This is a genomic window from Robiginitalea sp. (assembly GCF_049588695.1).
GTDB lineage: Bacteria > Bacteroidota > Bacteroidia > Flavobacteriales > Flavobacteriaceae > Robiginitalea.
This window is the reverse complement of sequence record NZ_JBAVZJ010000287.1, coordinates 1-18,410: the sequence shown is the minus strand read 5'-3', so window position 1 is coordinate 18,410 and position 18,410 is coordinate 1. Positions and strand designations below refer to the sequence as shown.

Annotated in this window: 20 protein-coding genes and 1 pseudogene; 8 read left to right on the top strand and 13 right to left on the bottom strand. The window is 48.8% G+C overall.

Annotated features, from left to right (window positions below):
- The 3 genes from WBV75_RS07080 to WBV75_RS07070 form a co-directional block, all read right to left on the bottom strand.
- Positions 1-242: NAD-dependent epimerase/dehydratase family protein (locus WBV75_RS07080; RefSeq protein ID WP_424119936.1), on the bottom strand; the 242-nt coding region annotated here is incomplete at its 3' end.
- Positions 243-311: 69 nt separating this feature from the next.
- Positions 312-998 carry a tRNA (5-methylaminomethyl-2-thiouridine)(34)-methyltransferase MnmD gene (gene mnmD, locus WBV75_RS07075; protein WP_424119935.1) on the bottom strand — a complete coding sequence of 229 codons (687 nt, stop codon included), beginning with the start codon at positions 996-998 and terminating at the stop codon, positions 312-314.
- 1 nt (position 999) lies between these two features.
- A complete protein-coding gene (locus WBV75_RS07070) occupies positions 1,000-1,503 on the bottom strand; it encodes a DUF4920 domain-containing protein (RefSeq protein WP_424119934.1) in 504 nt (167 codons plus the stop codon).
- Positions 1,504-1,609: 106 nt separating this feature from the next.
- Between WBV75_RS07070 and WBV75_RS07065 the strand changes: the two genes are divergently transcribed.
- Positions 1,610-2,677 (top strand): branched-chain amino acid aminotransferase, encoded by a 1,068-nt coding sequence (locus tag WBV75_RS07065; protein WP_424119933.1) that lies wholly within the window; start codon positions 1,610-1,612, stop codon positions 2,675-2,677.
- Between the two features lie 28 nt (positions 2,678-2,705).
- Here WBV75_RS07065 and WBV75_RS07060 read toward each other — a convergent pair whose 3' ends face one another.
- Positions 2,706-3,095, bottom strand: coding sequence for a hypothetical protein (locus WBV75_RS07060; RefSeq protein ID WP_424119932.1), 390 nt, complete (start codon positions 3,093-3,095; stop codon positions 2,706-2,708).
- 42 nt (positions 3,096-3,137) lie between these two features.
- Between WBV75_RS07060 and WBV75_RS07055 the strand changes: the two genes are divergently transcribed.
- The 5 genes from WBV75_RS07055 (at position 3,138) to WBV75_RS07035 (ending at position 5,920) form a co-directional block, all read left to right on the top strand.
- Positions 3,138-3,326 (top strand): hypothetical protein, encoded by a 189-nt coding sequence (locus WBV75_RS07055; RefSeq protein WP_424119931.1) that lies wholly within the window; start codon positions 3,138-3,140, stop codon positions 3,324-3,326.
- A gap of 116 nt (positions 3,327-3,442) precedes the next feature.
- Positions 3,443-3,622, top strand: a complete 180-nt coding sequence (locus WBV75_RS07050) for a hypothetical protein (protein WP_424119930.1) — start codon at positions 3,443-3,445, stop codon at positions 3,620-3,622.
- Between the two features lie 68 nt (positions 3,623-3,690).
- Positions 3,691-4,062 carry a fluoride efflux transporter CrcB gene (crcB, locus tag WBV75_RS07045; protein WP_424119929.1) on the top strand — a complete coding sequence of 124 codons (372 nt, stop codon included), beginning with the start codon at positions 3,691-3,693 and terminating at the stop codon, positions 4,060-4,062.
- Between the two features lie 248 nt (positions 4,063-4,310).
- Positions 4,311-4,649, top strand: a complete 339-nt coding sequence (locus WBV75_RS07040) for a P-II family nitrogen regulator (RefSeq protein WP_424119928.1) — start codon at positions 4,311-4,313, stop codon at positions 4,647-4,649.
- Between the two features lie 23 nt (positions 4,650-4,672).
- Positions 4,673-5,920, top strand: coding sequence for an ammonium transporter (locus WBV75_RS07035; RefSeq protein WP_424119927.1), 1,248 nt, complete (start codon positions 4,673-4,675; stop codon positions 5,918-5,920).
- A gap of 43 nt (positions 5,921-5,963) precedes the next feature.
- Here the strand turns inward: WBV75_RS07035 and WBV75_RS07030 are convergent, their stop codons facing one another.
- From WBV75_RS07030 to WBV75_RS07020, 3 genes are all read right to left on the bottom strand, one after another.
- A complete protein-coding gene (locus WBV75_RS07030) occupies positions 5,964-6,641 on the bottom strand; it encodes a DUF1684 domain-containing protein (RefSeq protein WP_424119926.1) in 678 nt (225 codons plus the stop codon).
- A 105-nt stretch (positions 6,642-6,746) separates the two neighbouring features.
- Positions 6,747-8,159 carry an alpha/beta hydrolase gene (locus WBV75_RS07025; protein WP_424119925.1) on the bottom strand — a complete coding sequence of 471 codons (1,413 nt, stop codon included), beginning with the start codon at positions 8,157-8,159 and terminating at the stop codon, positions 6,747-6,749.
- Between the two features lie 134 nt (positions 8,160-8,293).
- Positions 8,294-8,749 (bottom strand): Lrp/AsnC family transcriptional regulator, encoded by a 456-nt coding sequence (locus WBV75_RS07020; protein WP_424119924.1) that lies wholly within the window; start codon positions 8,747-8,749, stop codon positions 8,294-8,296.
- Between the two features lie 114 nt (positions 8,750-8,863).
- Between WBV75_RS07020 and WBV75_RS07015 the strand changes: the two genes are divergently transcribed.
- Positions 8,864-9,253, top strand: coding sequence for a hypothetical protein (locus WBV75_RS07015; RefSeq protein WP_424119923.1), 390 nt, complete (start codon positions 8,864-8,866; stop codon positions 9,251-9,253).
- Positions 9,254-9,276: 23 nt separating this feature from the next.
- Here the strand turns inward: WBV75_RS07015 and WBV75_RS07010 are convergent, their stop codons facing one another.
- Positions 9,277-12,732 (bottom strand): methylmalonyl-CoA mutase family protein, encoded by a 3,456-nt coding sequence (locus WBV75_RS07010; RefSeq protein ID WP_424119922.1) that lies wholly within the window; start codon positions 12,730-12,732, stop codon positions 9,277-9,279.
- A 620-nt stretch (positions 12,733-13,352) separates the two neighbouring features.
- Between WBV75_RS07010 and WBV75_RS07005 the strand changes: the two genes are divergently transcribed.
- Positions 13,353-13,547, top strand: coding sequence for a hypothetical protein (locus tag WBV75_RS07005; RefSeq protein WP_424119921.1), 195 nt, complete (start codon positions 13,353-13,355; stop codon positions 13,545-13,547).
- Here the strand turns inward: WBV75_RS07005 and pyrF are convergent.
- The 5 genes and pseudogenes from pyrF to WBV75_RS06980 form a co-directional block, all read right to left on the bottom strand.
- Positions 13,544-14,368 (bottom strand): orotidine-5'-phosphate decarboxylase, encoded by an 825-nt coding sequence (gene pyrF / locus WBV75_RS07000; protein WP_424119920.1) that lies wholly within the window; start codon positions 14,366-14,368, stop codon positions 13,544-13,546. The two genes, WBV75_RS07005 and pyrF, sit on opposite strands and share 4 nt — an antisense overlap.
- Positions 14,369-14,374: 6 nt before the next feature.
- Entirely contained in the window at positions 14,375-15,451 is a 1,077-nt protein-coding gene (prfA, locus tag WBV75_RS06995) for a peptide chain release factor 1 (RefSeq protein WP_424119919.1), read from the bottom strand.
- A 178-nt stretch (positions 15,452-15,629) separates the two neighbouring features.
- Complete coding sequence (locus WBV75_RS06990) at positions 15,630-16,061, bottom strand: ubiquinol-cytochrome c reductase iron-sulfur subunit (protein WP_424119918.1); 432 nt, start codon at positions 16,059-16,061, stop codon at positions 15,630-15,632.
- Between the two features lie 58 nt (positions 16,062-16,119).
- Positions 16,120-17,298: an AIR synthase related protein gene (locus WBV75_RS06985; protein ID WP_424119917.1), complete on the bottom strand. Its 1,179-nt coding sequence runs from the start codon at positions 17,296-17,298 to the stop codon at positions 16,120-16,122.
- Positions 17,299-17,342: 44 nt separating this feature from the next.
- Positions 17,343-18,410 (bottom strand): annotated as a pseudogene (locus tag WBV75_RS06980) (glutamine synthetase type III); the annotation flags it as partial.

Here is an 18,410-nt window from a genome sequence, read left to right as displayed (position 1 = left end):
GATGGTGTCCATCGTTTTGCAATCGTGGCACCCGCGAGGTTTACAATTGCCTGAACATCCTTAAAACACGCCGTATCGATCTCATTTTTAGAAGGGTCCCAGAAAAAACCGCGATAGTCTTCCAGATGCTGAATCTTGTTTTTTGATGTAGTCAGGTAGTGAACCCCGTAGCCCTTCTCCCTGAGCTGGGCGACGAGTTCTTTCCCCACGAGTCCTGTGGCTCCTGTAATAAGTACTTTCAAAGCAATTGTTTTTGCAAAAATACCGCTTTGCGTGCCCAGTACCCGTTGATTTGTCAGGGATTTAACACTTTAAGCCAGTGAATGGGCATCCTGTGGTTTTGAAGCCCGAAGCATTTCGCGCTTCCCCGGAGGACCGGGTAGCCGCTCCGTGCGAAAACCAACTGCCTCCATGGCCCGCCTGACGCTTCCCTTCGCGGAATACGTCACCAAAATTCCTCCCGGCCGCAGGGCTGAAAACATGCTGCTGAAGATATCCTCGGTCCACAGGTCGGGTTGTACCCGGGCACCGAAAGCATCAAAATAAATAAGGTCATACGCAGGGGCTGGAGCGACAAACTGCCGGAGATCTGTATTGTTTTTGGTGAGTGTAAACCCGTCCCGTAAGGTAAAGGGCTCTTCCCAGGGGCACCCGTGGAGCGCTTCATACCAAAGGGCAGCCCCGGTTGTATCCAAAGCGGATCCATAGCCCAGTTCGCGCCACTCAGCTTCGGATACCGGGGCTGTTTCCAGGGCTGTATAATGGAGCTTTAAACCTAAAGAAGGGGCTTCCAACAGAGTGATCAGGGCATTAAGGCCCGTCCCAAAGCCTACCTCGAGGATTGAGAGTTCCCGGTCTGAGAACTGTCTGAGTCCTGCTTCGATAAATACGTGATAGGCCTCCTGTACTGCCCCGTGCAGGGAATGGTATTGCTCGTTCCAGTCCGTGAGCTGAATGGTCTTTGAACCATCCGCCGTACGGACGATTTTTCGCTCCATCCTATTTAAAGATCCGAACGCCAGTAGCCTCGAATCCATTTTGAAATTCAGACCCCCGTATCTGTGCAATTACCGAATCCGCCGCGCCTGCATCTTCTGCCAGATGCCTGCGGTCCTCTTCAGTAACCTCGGAGATAAAAGCTTTTCCCTCAACAACCACTTTTTGACCACTGATATCCTTAGGGACAAAAAAACCGTAGTCTTTAAACCGAACCATAACCGTCTCGTCATTGGGGAGGTTTACGCGCATCCAGCATCCCTTGCTCTGGCATACCTCAGCGACCTCGGCCTCAAAACGGGTACTCAGGGAATCTCCGGGTTGGAGATCCGCAAATACCTGGTCCAATTCTGACTGCATATATACCTCACCGTCAGACACCGGGGCCCCGGCCAGCACAAAAGTGGGTTCTTCTGCCACTTCGTCTGATACCTTTGCTTCAGTTTTGGCCTCCTTACAACCTGAAAGGAGCATAAGAATCACAAGAAAAATGTTAAAATATTTCATAGTTTTCAGTTTCTCAAAGAGATTACAAAACTCTGTATTTTAATGGAATAAATAAAGGGTCTTACTGGCTAAATTTATGTAATTTTATTGGGTAAATAACAGGTATATGAATTTATCTACCCTTCAAATCCCGGTCGAAAAAACAGCCCATTCCAGATTGGCTGATGTGGATTTTTCCAACCTTCCCTTTGGCAAGGTCCATACCGACCATATGTTTGTATGCACTTTTAAGGACGGGAGTTGGCAAGATCCAAAAGTAATGCCTTATCAAGCCTTGTCCCTCGACCCGTCGGCAAAAGTCTTCCATTACGGCCAGGCCATCTTCGAAGGCATGAAGGCCTATAAAGATACAGAAGGAGGCGTATGGTTATTTCGTCCGGAGGAAAACCAAAAGCGTTTAAATATCTCCGCGAAACGCCTCGCAATACCTGAAGTTCCCAAAGGTATTTTTATGGAAGGCCTCAAAACCCTGATACAGGTAGATCAGGAGTGGATTCCGAGGAGCGAGGGCAGTTCCCTCTATGTCAGGCCCTTTATTTTTGCTTCAGGGCAGGGATTTCACGCCTCTCCGGCAGATGAGTATATGTTTATAATTGCCTGTTCTCCTTCGGGGGCCTATTTTTCGGGTAAACTCGGGGTCCGCATTGAAGAAAAATACTCCCGGGCGGCCAACGGAGGGGTTGGCTACGCCAAGGCGGGAGGTAACTATGCAGGTCAGTTCTATCCCACCCAGCTCGCTGTTGCGGATGGATATCAGCAAGTCATCTGGACGGATGACAATGCACACGAATTCATAGAGGAAGCAGGGGCGATGAATATTTTTGTGCGCATTGGCGACACCTTGCTCACCTCCCCCACCTCAGACCGAATCCTGGACGGGGTGACCCGTAAAAGCATATTGCGATTGGCAGAGGCCGGTAATATTCCTACAGAAGTTCGAAAAATTAGTGTTAAGGAGTTGATCGAAGCCGAGCAAAATGGCAGTCTTAAAGAAATGTTCGGCTCGGGTACCGCGGCTGTGATCTCTCCGATAAGTAGTTTCGGATATCAGGGCAGGCGCTATGAATTACCCGAGCTGGAGAACAGCTATGCCGCTAAATTCAAAAAGCAGATTACCGACATTCAATATAACCGGGCCGAAGATCCATTTGGTTGGAGATATCCGGTCAAATAAGTTAAAAGCCCGCAAAAGCGGGCTTTTTTTATTCCGCCTCCAGGATGGTCGCTAAATTGGGCTGGAAATAATCCGGCCCCTTAAGCACTTTCCCGTCTTCCCTGTACACGGGACGCCCGTCTGCACCGAGTTTACTCATATTGCTGCGCTGGATCTCCCTGAAAACCTCTTCGATTTTATCCTGCATTCCATGTTCGAGTATCGTACCGCAAAGAATGTAAAGCATATCCCCTAACGCATCTGCAACTTCCACCATATCCCCACGCTGAGCCGCCTGAAAATATTCCTGATTCTCTTCTTCCATCAGCTTGAAACGCAAGGTGTTTTTACGGGATCCTAAATCTGCAATCAGTTCAGTTGAAATACCTAATCCGAAGGCCCGGTGAAATTCGGCAACGGCCTTTATATTTTCTTTCATAGTTGAAGCGGTTTGGTTTAGCTTTGCGCTAAAATAGAAAATATGTTCAGCACCGGACAAGTTGTTTTCGCCATACTCTTTATCCTGGTTTTTGTATTCGTTGTGATCCGAATGTATCGCAAAGACCGCAGCTGGTCCAAAAAACAATATTCCGGAGTACTTTGGGTATTGCTGTTTTTTGTAGGTTTCATCGTACTGCTAGTACTCTTAAAATACAGTTTGAAGTCATAACCTTTTTCGTTCCATCCATCATAGGTTTCGGTTCATTTACAACGTTTTACGAAAAGAATTTCCAAAAACATAAGAATTCACGTACATTTGCGTTAGCCAATAAACAACCTTTTCCAATGGCCATTTTTATCTGGATATTCGTATCACTTGTGGTGATAAACGTCCTTTTACTGGTCTTCAGCAACTCACTACGCTCGGCCCAAAGGCCGGTCAGCGGTCCTGAGAAAGCCGCCAAAACCGGGCGGGAAGTGTACAATTTTTCAGCTGGGGAACCTGAGTTGAAGAAGGCGGTTTAGTACCCTTTTCAGATTCCTCTTATGAGCAGACCTGCACATTCCATGCTCAGGCATTTTGCACCTTACTTATGAAACACCTGCTCCTTATTTTTCTGGGAGGTGGGGCCGGAAGCGCCCTTCGCTATGTGATCAGCGGATATTTCAACTCCAGCGAAACACAGTTCTACCTGGGTACCTTTTTGGTGAACATCGCAGGTTGTCTCCTGCTCGGTTTTCTGGCCGGACTCGCATTAAAAGAGCATTCGATATCCCATGAAACCTCCCTGCTACTAGGTGTTGGATTCTGTGGGGGTTTTACTACATTTTCGACTTTTGGCCTTGAAATGTTCACCCTCCTCAGGGAAGAGAACTACGCCATGTTATTTCGTTATACTGCGGGGAGTCTGGTCGCAGGCTTAATATTTGTAGCCCTGGGATTTTGGGTTTCTAAAAACCTGTAACCTTTTACACTTCTGTAAAGAATATTGGAATTCCGGATGTGACCATCACCTGCTCTGGGGCTTCAGCATTCGTCCTCTGTCCTTGTTACAAGCTATCTGCTGAATTTTTAGCATTATAAAATTTTACACCCCTTCATAATTAGGGGTGTACAATATATTATTTACTTTTTTGTTCTTATACCCCTAATTTATATAGGGGTATTTCTATTTTAATTTATATTTGGAGCGATTAACCAACAGAGAACGATATGAAAAAAGTGGAAGCCATCATCCGAAAATCAAAGTTTGACGAGGTAAAAAAGGCCTTGCACGAGATCGAAGTCAATTTTTTCAGCTACTGGGATGTCACCGGGGTTGGAAATGAAAAACAGGGTCACATCTATCGCGGGATTGCCTATAGCACTTCAGACATTCAAAGACGTTTCCTGGTGATCGTCGTCTCTGACGAATTCCTGGACAGGACGGTGCAAACCCTTCTGGATTCGGCCTACACGGGAAATGTAGGCGATGGAAAGATTTTTATCTCTGAAGTACTGGATGTCTACCGCATCCGAACCCGGGAAAATGGACAAGCCGGAATTAACTAACCCACCTCTTTAAAAAAACCCTTATGGATACTGCTACGTTCACAGCGAATAATGTATGGATGATGGTCTGTACGGCCCTCGTATTTTTTATGCATTCCGGTTTTGCCTTTTTAGAAATCGGTCTGACGCGACAGAAGAACACCATCAACATTTTATTTAAAAATATCTTTATTATCACCGTTGGCCTGTTGATGTATTTTGGATGGGGCTTCAACCTGATGTATCCGGGTGAATTCAATGGCTGGCTGGGCTTCAGCGGATTCGGACTGGATATGGACCCGGCTGGTGTAACGACCGCCTACGCAGAAGGCAGATACACCTACTGGACCGACTTCCTCTTTCAGGGCATGTTTGCAGCCACGGCAGGTACCATAGTATCGGGTGCCGTAGCTGAGCGAATCCGGATTGGCCCGTTTATGGTATTCATTATTTTGTATGTTGGGTTGATCTATCCGATTGTCGGTTCCTGGCAGTGGGGGGAAGGATTTTTATACAGCCTCGGCGGCGAAGACGGCGTGGGTTTTTATGATTTTGCGGGATCGACCCTGGTGCATTCCGTAGGGGGATGGGGTGCCCTTATTGCCATCTGGTTGTTGGGTCCGCGTATTGGAAAGTTTGGGGAGCATGGAAAATCAAACGCCATACCCGGGCATAATATCCCCATGGCCACAGCAGGGGTGCTCATCCTTTGGCTCGGTTGGTTTGGTTTTAACGGGGGCTCAGTACTCTCAGCAGACCCTGCCCGGACCTCGCTGGTCCTGACCACGACAAGCCTGGCAGCTGCCGCAGGCGGCGTGGCTGCCTTTTTAGTCTCTACCCTGGCCTATAAGACCTATGACCTGACCATGTTCCTCAATGGGATACTCGGGGGCCTGGTAGGCATTACGGCCGGGGCTGACCTGATGTCCCCGAATGAAGCCGTGCTCGTCGGGTTGATCTCAGGTGCCATTGTTGTAGGGGGTATCTCGCTGATTGACCGAGTAAAACTCGACGATCCTGTAGGTGCGGTCACAGTCCATTTGATCTGCGGAATCTGGGGAACCCTGGCCGTAGGTATTTTTGGGGCAAAAGCCGGGGGACAACAATTCCTGTATCAACTCTCAGGGGTGGCGGCAGCCGGCATATTTTGTGTCGTCTCTGCCTTTGTTATCATATACGGCCTCAAGAAAACGACAGGTATCCGTGTAGAGCGTCAGGAAGAACTGGAAGGTCTTGACTTACATGAACACGGGATGGATTCCTATGCCGATTTCCGGATGAACCAGCACTAGGTACACGCACCTTCGGCTAAACAGCCTCACAGTGCACCCGGTTTTATTTCTTAAAGGCTTTAACGCCTGCAGGAATTGCGATGTCCAGGCGATTGACTTCCGGCACGAGGGGACAGGAATAGGACGGATTATAAGCACAATAGGGATTATACGCCTTATTGAAATCGAGTAAAACAGAATCCCCTTCGGGAATCCGCAGGTCGATATAGCGTCCGCCCTCATAGGTCCCATTTCCATTGGTGTGGTCTGAAAAAGGTAAAAAGAGGTAGTCTTCATAACCCGCTTCCAGGATCAGGTCGGGACTCTGATAGACTTCGAGTTCATACGGGCTGCCGTTGAGGGAAAAATACAAAATCCCGTATACGCGTTCCGCGGCTTGCTCATCCGTACTGGTCTGCATTTGAAAAGGGAGGGCATCAGGAGTTCGCTCCAACCGCGCCCACACCCTGTAAGTCGTATCCGGCTCGAAGAAATCCAGGCCCTCAAAACGCATCCTAAACCGGTCGGGCAAAGGGGAAATTTCCGGATCCCTGAACGAGGCATCCAGATCCTGTTGAAACGAAATAATATCTGCCAGAGAACCTTTACTATTGGCAGCGGGTACGGAATGGGTATCGTGATATTTTTTAGGTTGCCGGCAGGCTGAAAAGATGAGAAGGCACCCCAAAAGGAATAAACCTGTCCGCGTGCCCCTAACCCTGGTTATATCCGTGTTGTGCATCTGGTGGATTTGGCAATTCAGTGGCCATAAAATTAGGAAATCGCGGAGATATGCCCTATTCTTTTTTCTTTATGATTCCCATGGGCTTCAAAATAAATGCCTGTATCATTCAATGGCGTATCGGGCCTCCCCAAGGTACTGGGCGATCAGGGCGTTGTATTCCGGGCTAATTCTCAACAAGCCGGTATGCGGAAGGTTATAGAGATTATCTGCATCGGTATACCCCTTCTTTAAAAGAGCTTCCAGGTAGTAATTCGAGGTGCCAAAGTCATTGTATTTGGCCGTAAGGGAAATAACCTGCAAGTAATGCTCATAATCCTCGGGCGCCGTTATGGTTTTTAGCATATTCAAAAGGATCAGACCGTCGTAATCGGGGTTCGGCTCCTGGGCCGACAATTCGAGGTATTCCTCTACAAGGGCATTGAGATATCCATCCAGCCGCTCCCCCAGCAGTTGTTCTTCCCTTTTGTCACTCTCCTTGTATTTGGTAATCTTGCCCATTTGATAGTTCCACCAACCGAGGTTGTCAAGATTGAAACTCAGGACATCCTCCTCCAGATAAAACATATAATCCCCTGCCAGCATTAATTCGTTGACCCGAACGGCGTCCCATTCGCGCTTCTGGTTTTTATACAACTTAGACTTTCGGATGCTTTTTCTCCTGTCCTTAAACCAGTCTGTGTCTCTCAGGGCTTTAAAGAGCGATTCCCCCTGTTCTGAATAATGATAGGCCAGAATCCATTGCCCGCTCTGCTCCAGCTCCAGGATTGCATTCTGGTAATCGGTGTAAGCGGATTGAATAACCATATCATCCCTGGGAATGGCTGCCCGCTTTATACCCATCAGGGTAAGCATTTGCATTCCCAGATCGAGATACATGAGGTCCGGCCACTGATGTCCTTCCGGGTGATAAAGGGTATAGTTGGCAATCTTAAGTAGATCCAGCGCAGCCTCGCTTTGAAGCTGATAGATATACTGATAATCCCCCCGCCCCATAACACCGACATAATCAAAGGGTTCCTTCGGATTAATCAGATCGAGATTCCCAGGGCTGGAGGCTACTGACAATACGCCATTGACCCCCCTGAGCATGGAAGGAACAATAGTTGCAAGCTGCCCTCCCGTATCGTACCCTATGGTGTAGACCCGATCTAAATCCAGGGGAAGCAGGTCCTTTAGCTCGTCGAACGTCTTACTGATGGTGAGTATTTTATCGGTTAAGGAAAGGGAATCCCTCAAGGCGCCGGAAGAAGCGATGATATAGCCGTTTTTGTCAGCCGCCGCCTTTAAGTAGCGAAGCTTCTTACTCCGATCCCCTTCGGCGTCACAAAGAAAGAGAACCGGCCACTTCTGCCCGGTGTCAAAATCCTGGGGCAGGTACAACATAATTTGTCGGGCAATGCTGTCATTTACGGGAAGCGAATCCATGACTATGCCCTTTTTAAGGGCTAATCCCTGTGCGCTTGCAGGTACGCCAATACATCCCACCAGCAACAAGAAAATAACTATTCTTCTCATACATCCACTCATATCAAAAATCCGGCCAATTTTTCAATCATAAGTAAAACCATTTTTTTCTCGTCTGTTGTGCACTTCTAAGATAAGGAATATATTAGGTTGGAATCGTTTGAGACAGGGAAAGGAGAAAAAATTTACCTGGATTTTAGTTTGCGTACCGGGGCGTTAGATATGACCTCCGAGAGGATGATATGGGTCCGGGTTTCCCCGTACTGAATCAGTTGATCTATAAATTGCTCCAGGTGAAACTGGTCCCGGAAAATTACTTCCATAATGATATTTTCATTTCCCGTAATGCGGTAACAGTTCACCACTTCTTCCAGGCCTTTCACATGTTCCAGAAAAGGTTTCAGTTTCCCCATAAAAGCCCTGAGGGTGATGATGGCTTTAAGTTGATACCCGAGTTTGGTATGTGAGACGGCCGTCCAGTAGCCATCGATAATCCCGTAATCCTCCATACGTTTTACGCGCTCGGCCACAGCGGGTGGGGTGAGTCCAATCTCCCTGCCAATCCCGGAGAGCGAAGCCCTTGAATTCTGCTGCAAAACCCCAAGGATTTCCCAGTTTAAACCATCTAATTTAAAATCCAAAGCAATACTTATTTTTTTCCTTTATTATTAAATATGTTTCACTGAAATATACTCTTAATTTAAAGTAAACGATGCGCTTTTCAAAGTAATTTACGTAAAAATTGCTGCGTTACCATGTCCTCAAAAGGAATCAGTCACTTACCTGTATATCGAAAGGCTATTGAGTTGCAGACCATGAGTCAGGCCATAGCGTTTTGCGTGGCGGGTAGAAAAGACTTTTTAACCCTGTATGCTTCAGATAGTTTGAGGGACCAGGTGACCGACGCCCTGCTTACAGATACAGGCCTTATCCGCAAACAGATCGCGCTGGCTGCCAGCACGCGTTCACATCATATCCGCAGGGGTAGCCTTCAGTTTATCAGTGTTATGATCCGCAACCTGAACAGTTATTGCCGGGGGCTCGAAATGGATGGTGTGCGAGAGAGCGAATACCTGGATCTACTGCAATCCGAACTGCGCAGTTTCAGAAAGGCTTTTAAGGCCTGGCGAAAAAGCCTGGGGTAATCCGGGAGGCGGGTACCTGCAGTTTACATATTTCTCCTGTACTGACCCCCTACTTCGAAAAGGGACTGTGTGATTTGTCCCAGGGAACATACTTTGCACACTTCCATCAGGGCCTCAAACATATTCTCATTGTGCAGGGCACTCTGTTTTAAGTCCTCCAGACGCCTGGCGGCTTCCGGTTTATGTTGGCTGTGAACGCGCTCCAGGGTTTCAATTTGCGCTTGTTTCTCAGCCTCGGTGGCCCGGATGACCTCAGCGGGCAAAACCGTGGGTGAGCCTTTGGAATTCAAAAAGGTATTCACCCCGATAATCGGATACTCCCCGGTGTGTTTAAGCATTTCATAATGAAGGCTTTCATCCTGAATCCGCGATCTCTGGTACATGGTTTCCATAGCGCCCAGGACCCCGCCCCTTTCGGTCAGGCGGTCAAATTCAAGGAGCACTGCTTCTTCAACCAATTCGGTCAATTCCTCTATGATAAAGGATCCCTGAAGGGGGTTTTCATTCTTGGCCAGCCCGAGTTCTTTATTGATGATCAGCTGGATGGCCATGGCGCGTCTCACAGATTCCTCTGTCGGGGTTGTTATGGCCTCGTCGTAGGCATTGGTGTGCAGGGAATTGCAATTGTCGTAAATCGCATACAGCGCCTGCAGCGTCGTACGAATATCATTAAAATCGATTTCCTGGGCATGCAGGCTCCTTCCGGAAGTCTGAATATGGTATTTTAACATCTGTGCCCGCGGATCTGCCCCGTATTTTTCTTTCATAGCCTTGGCCCAGATGCGCCTGGCGACCCGACCGATTACCGCGTATTCCGGATCGATACCGTTGGAAAAGAAAAACGAGAGATTCGGACCGAATTTATTGATATCCATTCCCCGGCTCAGGTAATATTCCACATAGGTAAATCCATTGGAGAGCGTAAAGGCCAATTGGGTAATCGGGTTGGCCCCTGCCTCCGCAATATGGTAACCGGATATGGAAACAGAGTAGAAATTCCGCACCTGGTTGTCTATAAAATACTCCTGCACATCCCCCATCAGCCGAAGGGCGAACTCCGTGGAGAAAATACAGGTGTTCTGCGCCTGATCTTCTTTGAGGATATCGGCCTGAACTGTTCCCCGTACAGCCTTCAGGGTATTGGCCCGGATTCCCTCATAGACCTCAGCAGGCAGGACCTTGTCTCCCGTCACACCCAATAGCATAAGCCCGAGACCGTCGTTACCCTCAGGCAGTTCACCATGATAGACAGGGCGGGAAATACCTTTATCCTTATACAGCGCCACTATTTTTTTCTCAACCTCTTTTTCGAGACCCTGTTCTTTGATATACTTTTCGCAATTCTGATCGATAGCGGCATTGAGGAAGAATCCCAGCAACATGGGTGCCGGACCGTTTATGGTCATACTTACCGAGGTTTTCGGATCCGAGAGATCAAAACCGGAATAGAGTTTTTTGGCGTCGTCCAGGCAACAGATTGAAACGCCTGCATTGCCAATTTTCCCGTAAATATCGGGGCGGTGCCCGGGATCCTGTCCGTAGAGCGTAACGGAATCGAAAGCGGTGGAAAGCCGTTTCGCAGGCATTTCCAAACTCACGTAATGGAACCTGCGGTTGGTCCGTTCCGGGCCCCCTTCCCCTGCAAACATCCGGGTAGGGTCTTCCCCTTTGCGTTTAAAGGGATACAGCCCCGCGGTATACGGAAAAGCCCCGGGGACATTTTCCTGCAACGACCAAGCCAGTATTTCCCCCCAACTCCTGTATCGCGGCAAGACCACCCTTGGAATTTGCAGATGTGACAGGGATTCGGAATGCGTCTCTATATCAACCGTCTTACCCCGCACCGTAAAAGAATAAACGGGTTCCTTATAGCGCTCTTTAAGCCCGGGCCATGCCCGTAAAAGGTCCCAATAGTGTGGATTCAGGTTTTTATGTTCTGTTTCAAAGCGGGCCAGCAGCTCCTCCATCAGGGAGCGATCCGCAGGACTCATGTTTTCCTGAAGAAATACCTCCTGATCCAATCCGCCGGAGACCATGCCTGTTACCTGGTCGGGGGAAATCCCTCCCACGGTGCACATCGAAAGATACAAGCCATACAGCCGTTCAGCTACACGGGCCTGGGAGATTACATTCTGGTCATAAGCACGGTTGGTTTCAGAAATTTCAGACAAATATCGGGTACGGGCCGGGGGAATGATAAAAATTTTTTCGGGTTCATCCGTTGCCTTTTGATCGGCCGCAGGTACCGCCCATCCAATTCCCTTTTCATGCAGCTGCTGCATGACTGCCCGAAAGAGGCGATTCATACCCGGATCGTTAAACTGGGAGGCGATGGTACCATAAACCGGCAGGGTTTCCGGGTCGGCCTCCCAAAGGCCGTGATTGCGTTGAAACTGTTTTTTCACATCCCGAAGGGCATCTAAAGCGCCGCGTTTGTCAAACTTATTGATGGCCACCAGGTCCGCAAAATCGAGCATATCGATCTTCTCCAGTTGCGTAGCCGCCCCAAACTCAGGGGTCATGACGTATAGCGAAAGATCTGAATGCTCCAGGATTTCAGTGTCTGACTGGCCAATTCCCGATGTCTCCAGGATAATCATGTCAAAACTGGCAGCCTTTAGTACAGATACAGCTTCATTTACATGTTTGGAAAGGGCCAGGTTGGACTGGCGGGTTGCCAGGGACCGCATGTAGATATTGGGGTGATGGATGGCATTCATCCGGATCCGATCTCCGAGGAGGGCACCCCCCGTTTTTCGTTTTGAGGGATCTACCGAAATAATCCCCAGTGTCTTCCCGGGATGCTCATTTAAAAACCGGCGTACCAGCTCATCCACCAAACTACTCTTACCGGCTCCCCCCGTACCTGTAATCCCCAGCACCGGCGCTGTGTGTTCCGGTTTGGGAAAGTGCTTTTGCAATTTTTTGTACTCCCCCGGCTTGTTTTCAGCCAAACTGATCAGGCGTGCCAGGGTGGGGACGTCTTTTTTACGGATGAGGTCTTCCAGGGGTTCCCCTTCCGGCAACGGCAATTCGGAGACGGAGTAGTCCGCCGTACTTACCAAATCGTTGATCATACCCTGCAGTCCCAGTTCCCGCCCGTCATCCGGGGCGTACAGCCGGGTTATACCATAAGACATCAATGCTTCGATTTCTTTGGGGAGGATGACTCCCCCGCCGCCACCGAATATCTGGATATGACCGCAATTCTTTTCCTGTAACAGGTCGTACATATACCTGAAGTACTCATTGTGCCCGCCCTGGTAGGAAGTCATCGCAATGGCATTGGCATCCTCCTGAATGGCACAATCCACCACCTCGGCCACAGATCGGTCGTGGCCCAGATGAATGACCTCAACCCCGGTAGTCTGTATAATCCGCCTCATGATATTGATCGCAGCATCATGGCCATCAAAGAGGGACGCCGCCGTTACGATACGGATTTTGTGCTTGGGTTTATACGGGGTTTGGGCTTTCATGTATGTAGCGCTTTAATGCTTCGCAATTTACCGAAAATGTAAAAATTCTGCGGCTCTATTCCGGATTATATATTCATACCTATGAAATAGTGGATTCCATTTTCAATCTTTCAACAAAGGCTCCCAAAACCTATACCTCGATATAGAAAAGCAGCCTGCAAAATACCGGTGAGACCAGCCAAAGCATTTCCCTGTACGAACCTTCTTACACGGTGAACTTTTTTAAAAACTGCCATACTAAAGGGCTGATTTTTAACGTTATTAGTTATGACCGGTACAGTAGTACATCGCGGAAAGAGTTAATTGATTTACCTCTGCCGCAATTTACAACTTCTACCATCGATCATTTGAGTTAGTATTTTGAGTTAGTTAGTTTAAAACCCTGCTTTTCCCTGGCGGGGTTTTTTCATTTTATACATCCATTGCGCAAGAGGTACCGTACCTATGCCGGGGCTGTATTCCTTATGTGGAATTAAAGATACTTACCACCGATTACCCCCTCCCTATTTAACGAAAAGGTTAATTTTTAGACAAAAAACCTGATTTTTAGGTAAATACCCGGGGGGTCGGTAATCTAAAGCTTCGTTTTAGCCGTAAATTTGTAATAAACCCAAAGCACCATGGAAAAGCAGAATTGTAAAGTAGGATCGATCAATGCGATAGGATCGGGTTCTCAGGAATTGCAATTGCTCAGGCACCAGCTACAGCACTTCAACCAAAAGGCGATTGAGGCGGCCCACAAAAATTCAGCCCTTAAGGATTTCTTTGAACTCAAGGCTCAGAAAATCCAAAAGATGCTCCAGCAGTCGCTTTAGTTTTTTGAATCGCGAAGCACCCGGCTCATTTGCAGCTGAAGTGATTTAGCCTTTTCCCGCGCAGCTTCTGCAAAATCAGCCGCGGCTGAAGCATAGATAATCCCTCGGGAGGAATTGACCAGAAGACCTACCTGGGAATTCAGCCCATATGTGCACACCTCTTCCAAACTTCCCCCCTGTGCGCCAACTCCCGGAATCAAAAGAAACTGATCGGGGACAATTTCACGGATTTCTTTAAGAAAAGAAGCCTTTGTGGCCCCAACCACGTACATCAGGCGATCTGCATGTGCATACTCCCTTGTTTTTCTCAAAACCTGGAGGTATAACGCTTCATCCGGGGTGGAAAGTGTCTGAAAATCGAAAGCCCCTGCATTGGAGGTGAGGGCGAGAAGAATGACGAATTTGTTCTCAAAAGCCAAAAAAGGCTCTACAGAATCCCGGCCCATGTAAGGGGCTACGGTCACAGAATCAAAAGACATCGCTTCAAAAAATGCCCGGGCGTACCGCCCGGAAGTATTCCCGATATCCCCCCGCTTCGCATCGGCAATCGTAAAATGATGCGGGTAGGAGTCATTCAGATAGGCAATTGTCCGCTCCAGAGCCCTCCATCCTTCACTGCCATAAGCCTCGTAAAAGGCTGTATTGGGCTTATAGGCTACACAGAGGTCATGGGTGGCATCGATAATCGCCTTATTGAAAGCAAACAAGGGGTCTTTTGAGGCCCGAAGAAACTCGGGGATTTTTTCCAGGTCCGTATCCAGTCCGATACAAAGAAAGCTCTCCTTTTTTCGAATTTCTGCGGTGAGTTGGGCTTGAGTCATACCAGGTCAGAAAGTTTCAGAGGCCTCCTTTAATTTTTCGGTATTGTGGACCAGCATCAGCTCGTCTATAAGTTTTTGGATATCCCCGTTCACAATATTCTGGAGGTCATAGAGGGTAAGGCCGATCCTGTGATCCGTCACCCGTCCCTGGGGATAGTTGTAGGTGCGTATTTTGGCGGAGCGATCTCCGGAACTCACCTGCGAATTTCGCTTGGCAGCATCCTCTTCCTGCTTTTTGGCGAGCTCCATGTCGTAGAGTCGGGAACGCAGCACCTTAAAGGCCTTGTCCTTATTTTTATGTTGGGATTTCTCGTCCTGGCACTGGGCGACAATTCCGGTGGGGACGTGGGTCAGCCTGACGGCAGAATACGTAGTATTGACGGATTGCCCTCCGGGTCCTGAGGAACAGAAGAAATCGATTCGAACATCCTTGGGATCTATATGAACCTCAAAGTCCTCAGCCTCTGGGAGCACCATCACGGTAGCCGCACTGGTATGCACCCGACCCTGTGTTTCGGTTTGGGGCACGCGCTGTACCCGGTGTACCCCTGCTTCAAACTTCAGGGTACCGTAGACATCCTCCCCGGATACCTCAAACTGGATTTCCTTATAACCCCCGCTGGTACCCTCGCTAAAGTCCAGCAAATGGGTTTTCCATCCTTTAGACTCGCAGTACTTGGTATACATTCGGTATAAATCCCCGGCGAAAATACTGGCCTCATCCCCTCCGGTTCCGGCGCGGATCTCCATAACCACATCCTTGGCGTCTTCCGGGTCTTTTGGAACCAGCAACATCTTCACTTCTTCCTCCAGGGCAGGTAAGGCCCCACGTGCTTCATCGAGTTGCATTTTGGCCATTTCAACCATCTCAGGATCACTGCCATCCGCGAGGATTTCTTCCGCTTCTGTAATCCGGTCATGCAATCGGAGATATTGCTCCCGCTTATCCATAATTTCCCTCAGATCCTTGTACTCCTTATTGAGTTGGACGTACTTTTTCTGGTCGGAAATAATATCCGGCTGGATGATCAGGTCCGAGACCTCGTCAAAGCGTTGTTTTACAATATCGAGTTTTTCCAGCATAGGCTCCTGAATTCCCAGCGAAGGTACAATTTTTTAGGACCAAATCCAGCCCCTGGATCGGGGTCCATAGCAGGTGAAAATAGATTTATGCCCTGTATGCAGGCATCTTAAAATAAAGGATTGACCCATACACTGAGATAGGTAAAAAGTACAACGGGATGCTTTAACCGGGGCTGATTTACTCAAAAACGCGGAGCAGATCTCCCTGGAGGTCTGTATTGAAAATCTTGAGTGGATTCTGGGTGATGGTGTTCAGGGGGGCCCCATTCTGGTCGAAACGGGAACCGTGGACCTCACATTCAAAAATACCCCCCTGAGTCTCCACAAAAGAGACCCCTGCATTTTGCTCATGGCTGCAAATTCTACTCGCGGCAACGAACTGGCCCTGCAGGTTTCGGGCGACAACCACATCATTGCGAATGAAAAAATCACCATTGTTCACGAGAGCCACCCCATCCGGACCGCTCAGATCTACTGTAAAATCTACCCCCGTAGGCACTTCCTGTTCCGGGTCGCCCCCGCTGTCACTGGAACACCCCTGAACGCAGGGAAAGACCAGTGCAAAAGCTGCCCCGGCCCCAAGTGAACGTAAAAATGCTTTTCGCTCCATGGTTGAATACTATTGAACGTATAAGAAGAAAACGGGATTCAGACAGGAATCGTATACCTTAATAGTCAAAGGTGCCGTAGGGACTGGTGATGGTCAGTTTTTTTTCACGGCTTTTTTCAACCCGGCCAATCCGTTGGGCAGCGATACCAAAAGACTCCGATATCTCAATTATTGAGTCCGCAATAGTTTCAGGAACATAGAGTTCCATCCGGTGGCCACAATTAAAGACCTGATACATTTCCCTCCATGAAGTGCCCGATTCGCGCTGGATCAGTTCAAATAAAGGGGGTACGGGCAATAGCTGATCTTTGATCACATGAAGCTCATCTATAAAATGGAGGATTTTAGTCTGGGCCCCACCACTGCAGTGGATCATCCCGTGGATTTCCGGGGCCGAGTGGGAATCCAGGATTTTGCGAATCACCGGGGCATAGGTGCGTGTCGGTGAGAGTACGAGTTGCCCGGCATCCAGAGGTGTCCCCGAAACAGCATCCCTCAGTTTTGTCGATCCGGAATACACAAGCTCTTCAGGGACTTCCGGATCAAAACTCTCCGGGTAGGCCGCAGCCAGCCCTTTGTGAAAAACATCATGACGGGCCGAAGTCAGGCCATTGCTGCCCATCCCCCCGTTATATTCAGATTCATAGGTGGCCTGCCCATAGGAAGCCAACCCGACAATGACATCCCCTTCGCGGATACGCGCATTGTCTATAACCTGATCCCTGCGGATGCGCGCCGTCACAGTGGAATCCACAATTATGGTCCGCACCAGGTCGTCCACGTCGGCAGTTTCCCCCCCTGTACTGTGGATTTCAACCCCCCATTGAGCGAGGTCGGCAATAAGATCTTCCGTACCCTGAATCAGGGCGGAGATCACCTCCCCGGGAATTTTATTGGCATTTCGCCCAATGGTAGAACTGAGTAAAATCCCGTCTGTAATACCTACACACAGTAAATCATCGAGGTTCATAACAAGGGCGTCCTGCGCAATCCCCTTCCATACAGAGAGGTCCCCGGTTTCCTTCCAGTACATATAAGCCAGGGAGGATTTCGTACCTGCCCCATCGGCATGCATCACCAGGCAATACTCCGGGTCTCCCGTGAGGTAATCCGGGACAACCTTACAAAAGGCCTTGGGAAACAGCCCCTTATCGATATTTTTAATGGCTTTGTGAACTTCCTCTTTGGTCGGGGAAACCCCTCTTTGCTCGTAGCGACCGGGTGTTTTAGACTCCATGTTTATTTTTTGCAGGTAGGACAAAAGTAAGAGAATCCCCGGGATTACTTCAACGACAAAAGTTCCCGATACTTTGCCAGTGGCCAGCAGGTATCCCCCACCAAACGCTCCAGGCGATCGCTGTGATAACGGATCTCTTCGAAAAAGGGCAAAACGGTCTCGCAATAGGCCCGCGCTTTTTGGGAAGCCCCTGCAATGACGTTGGCCTGCTTTCGGGCTTCTATCATGGCATCAGTTTTGGTCTGAAGTTCCTGTAAATGCGTTGAGAGGGTTTGCAAAATCTCGAGTTGGGCGGCCCCCATTTTCTTATGCGCCACACCGAAAACCTCTTTTAACCCGGAGACATTTTGCAACAATTGGTTCTGATACTCCACCACCGCAGGAATCACATAGTTATAAACGAGCTCTCCGATAACCCGGCCTTCAATCTGTACATTGAGGCTATAGGTTTCCAGTTCTACTTCCTGTCGGGCGCGAATCTCAGTTTCTGTGAGTACTCCCATGGAATTAAAAAGTTCGAGGGTATCCGGTGCCGTCAGGATTTCCAGGGCCCGGGGCGTATTGGTGTTATTGCTCAGTTTTCGCCTGGCCGCTTCTTTTTTCCACGCCTCACTATACCCGTCCCCATCAAAGCGAATGCGCTTGCTGGCTTTAATGTACTCCCGCAGCACGTTGAAAATGGCTTCATCCTTCCGGAGCTTTTTCTTTTCAATCAGGGTATCCACCTCTACTTTGAATTCCTCCAGTTGCCGCGCCATTATGGTATTGAGCACCGTCATCGGCTTGGCGCAATTGGTTTTAGACCCCACCCCGCGCATTTCAAATTTATTGCCCGTAAATGCAAAAGGAGAGGTGCGATTCCGGTCTGTATTATCCATTAGGATTTCCGGTATTTTACCGACCACGTTAAGCTTTAGCTCGGTTTTTTCTTCCGGTGATAAACGCCCTTTAGAAACCCCTTCCAGTTCATCGAGAACACCCGTAAGCTGGGTACCTATAAAAATTGAAAATATGGCCGGGGGCGCCTCATTGGCACCCAGGCGATGGTCATTACTCGCTGAAGCGATAGAGGATCTCAACAATTCTTCATACCGGTTTACAGCCATAAGGGT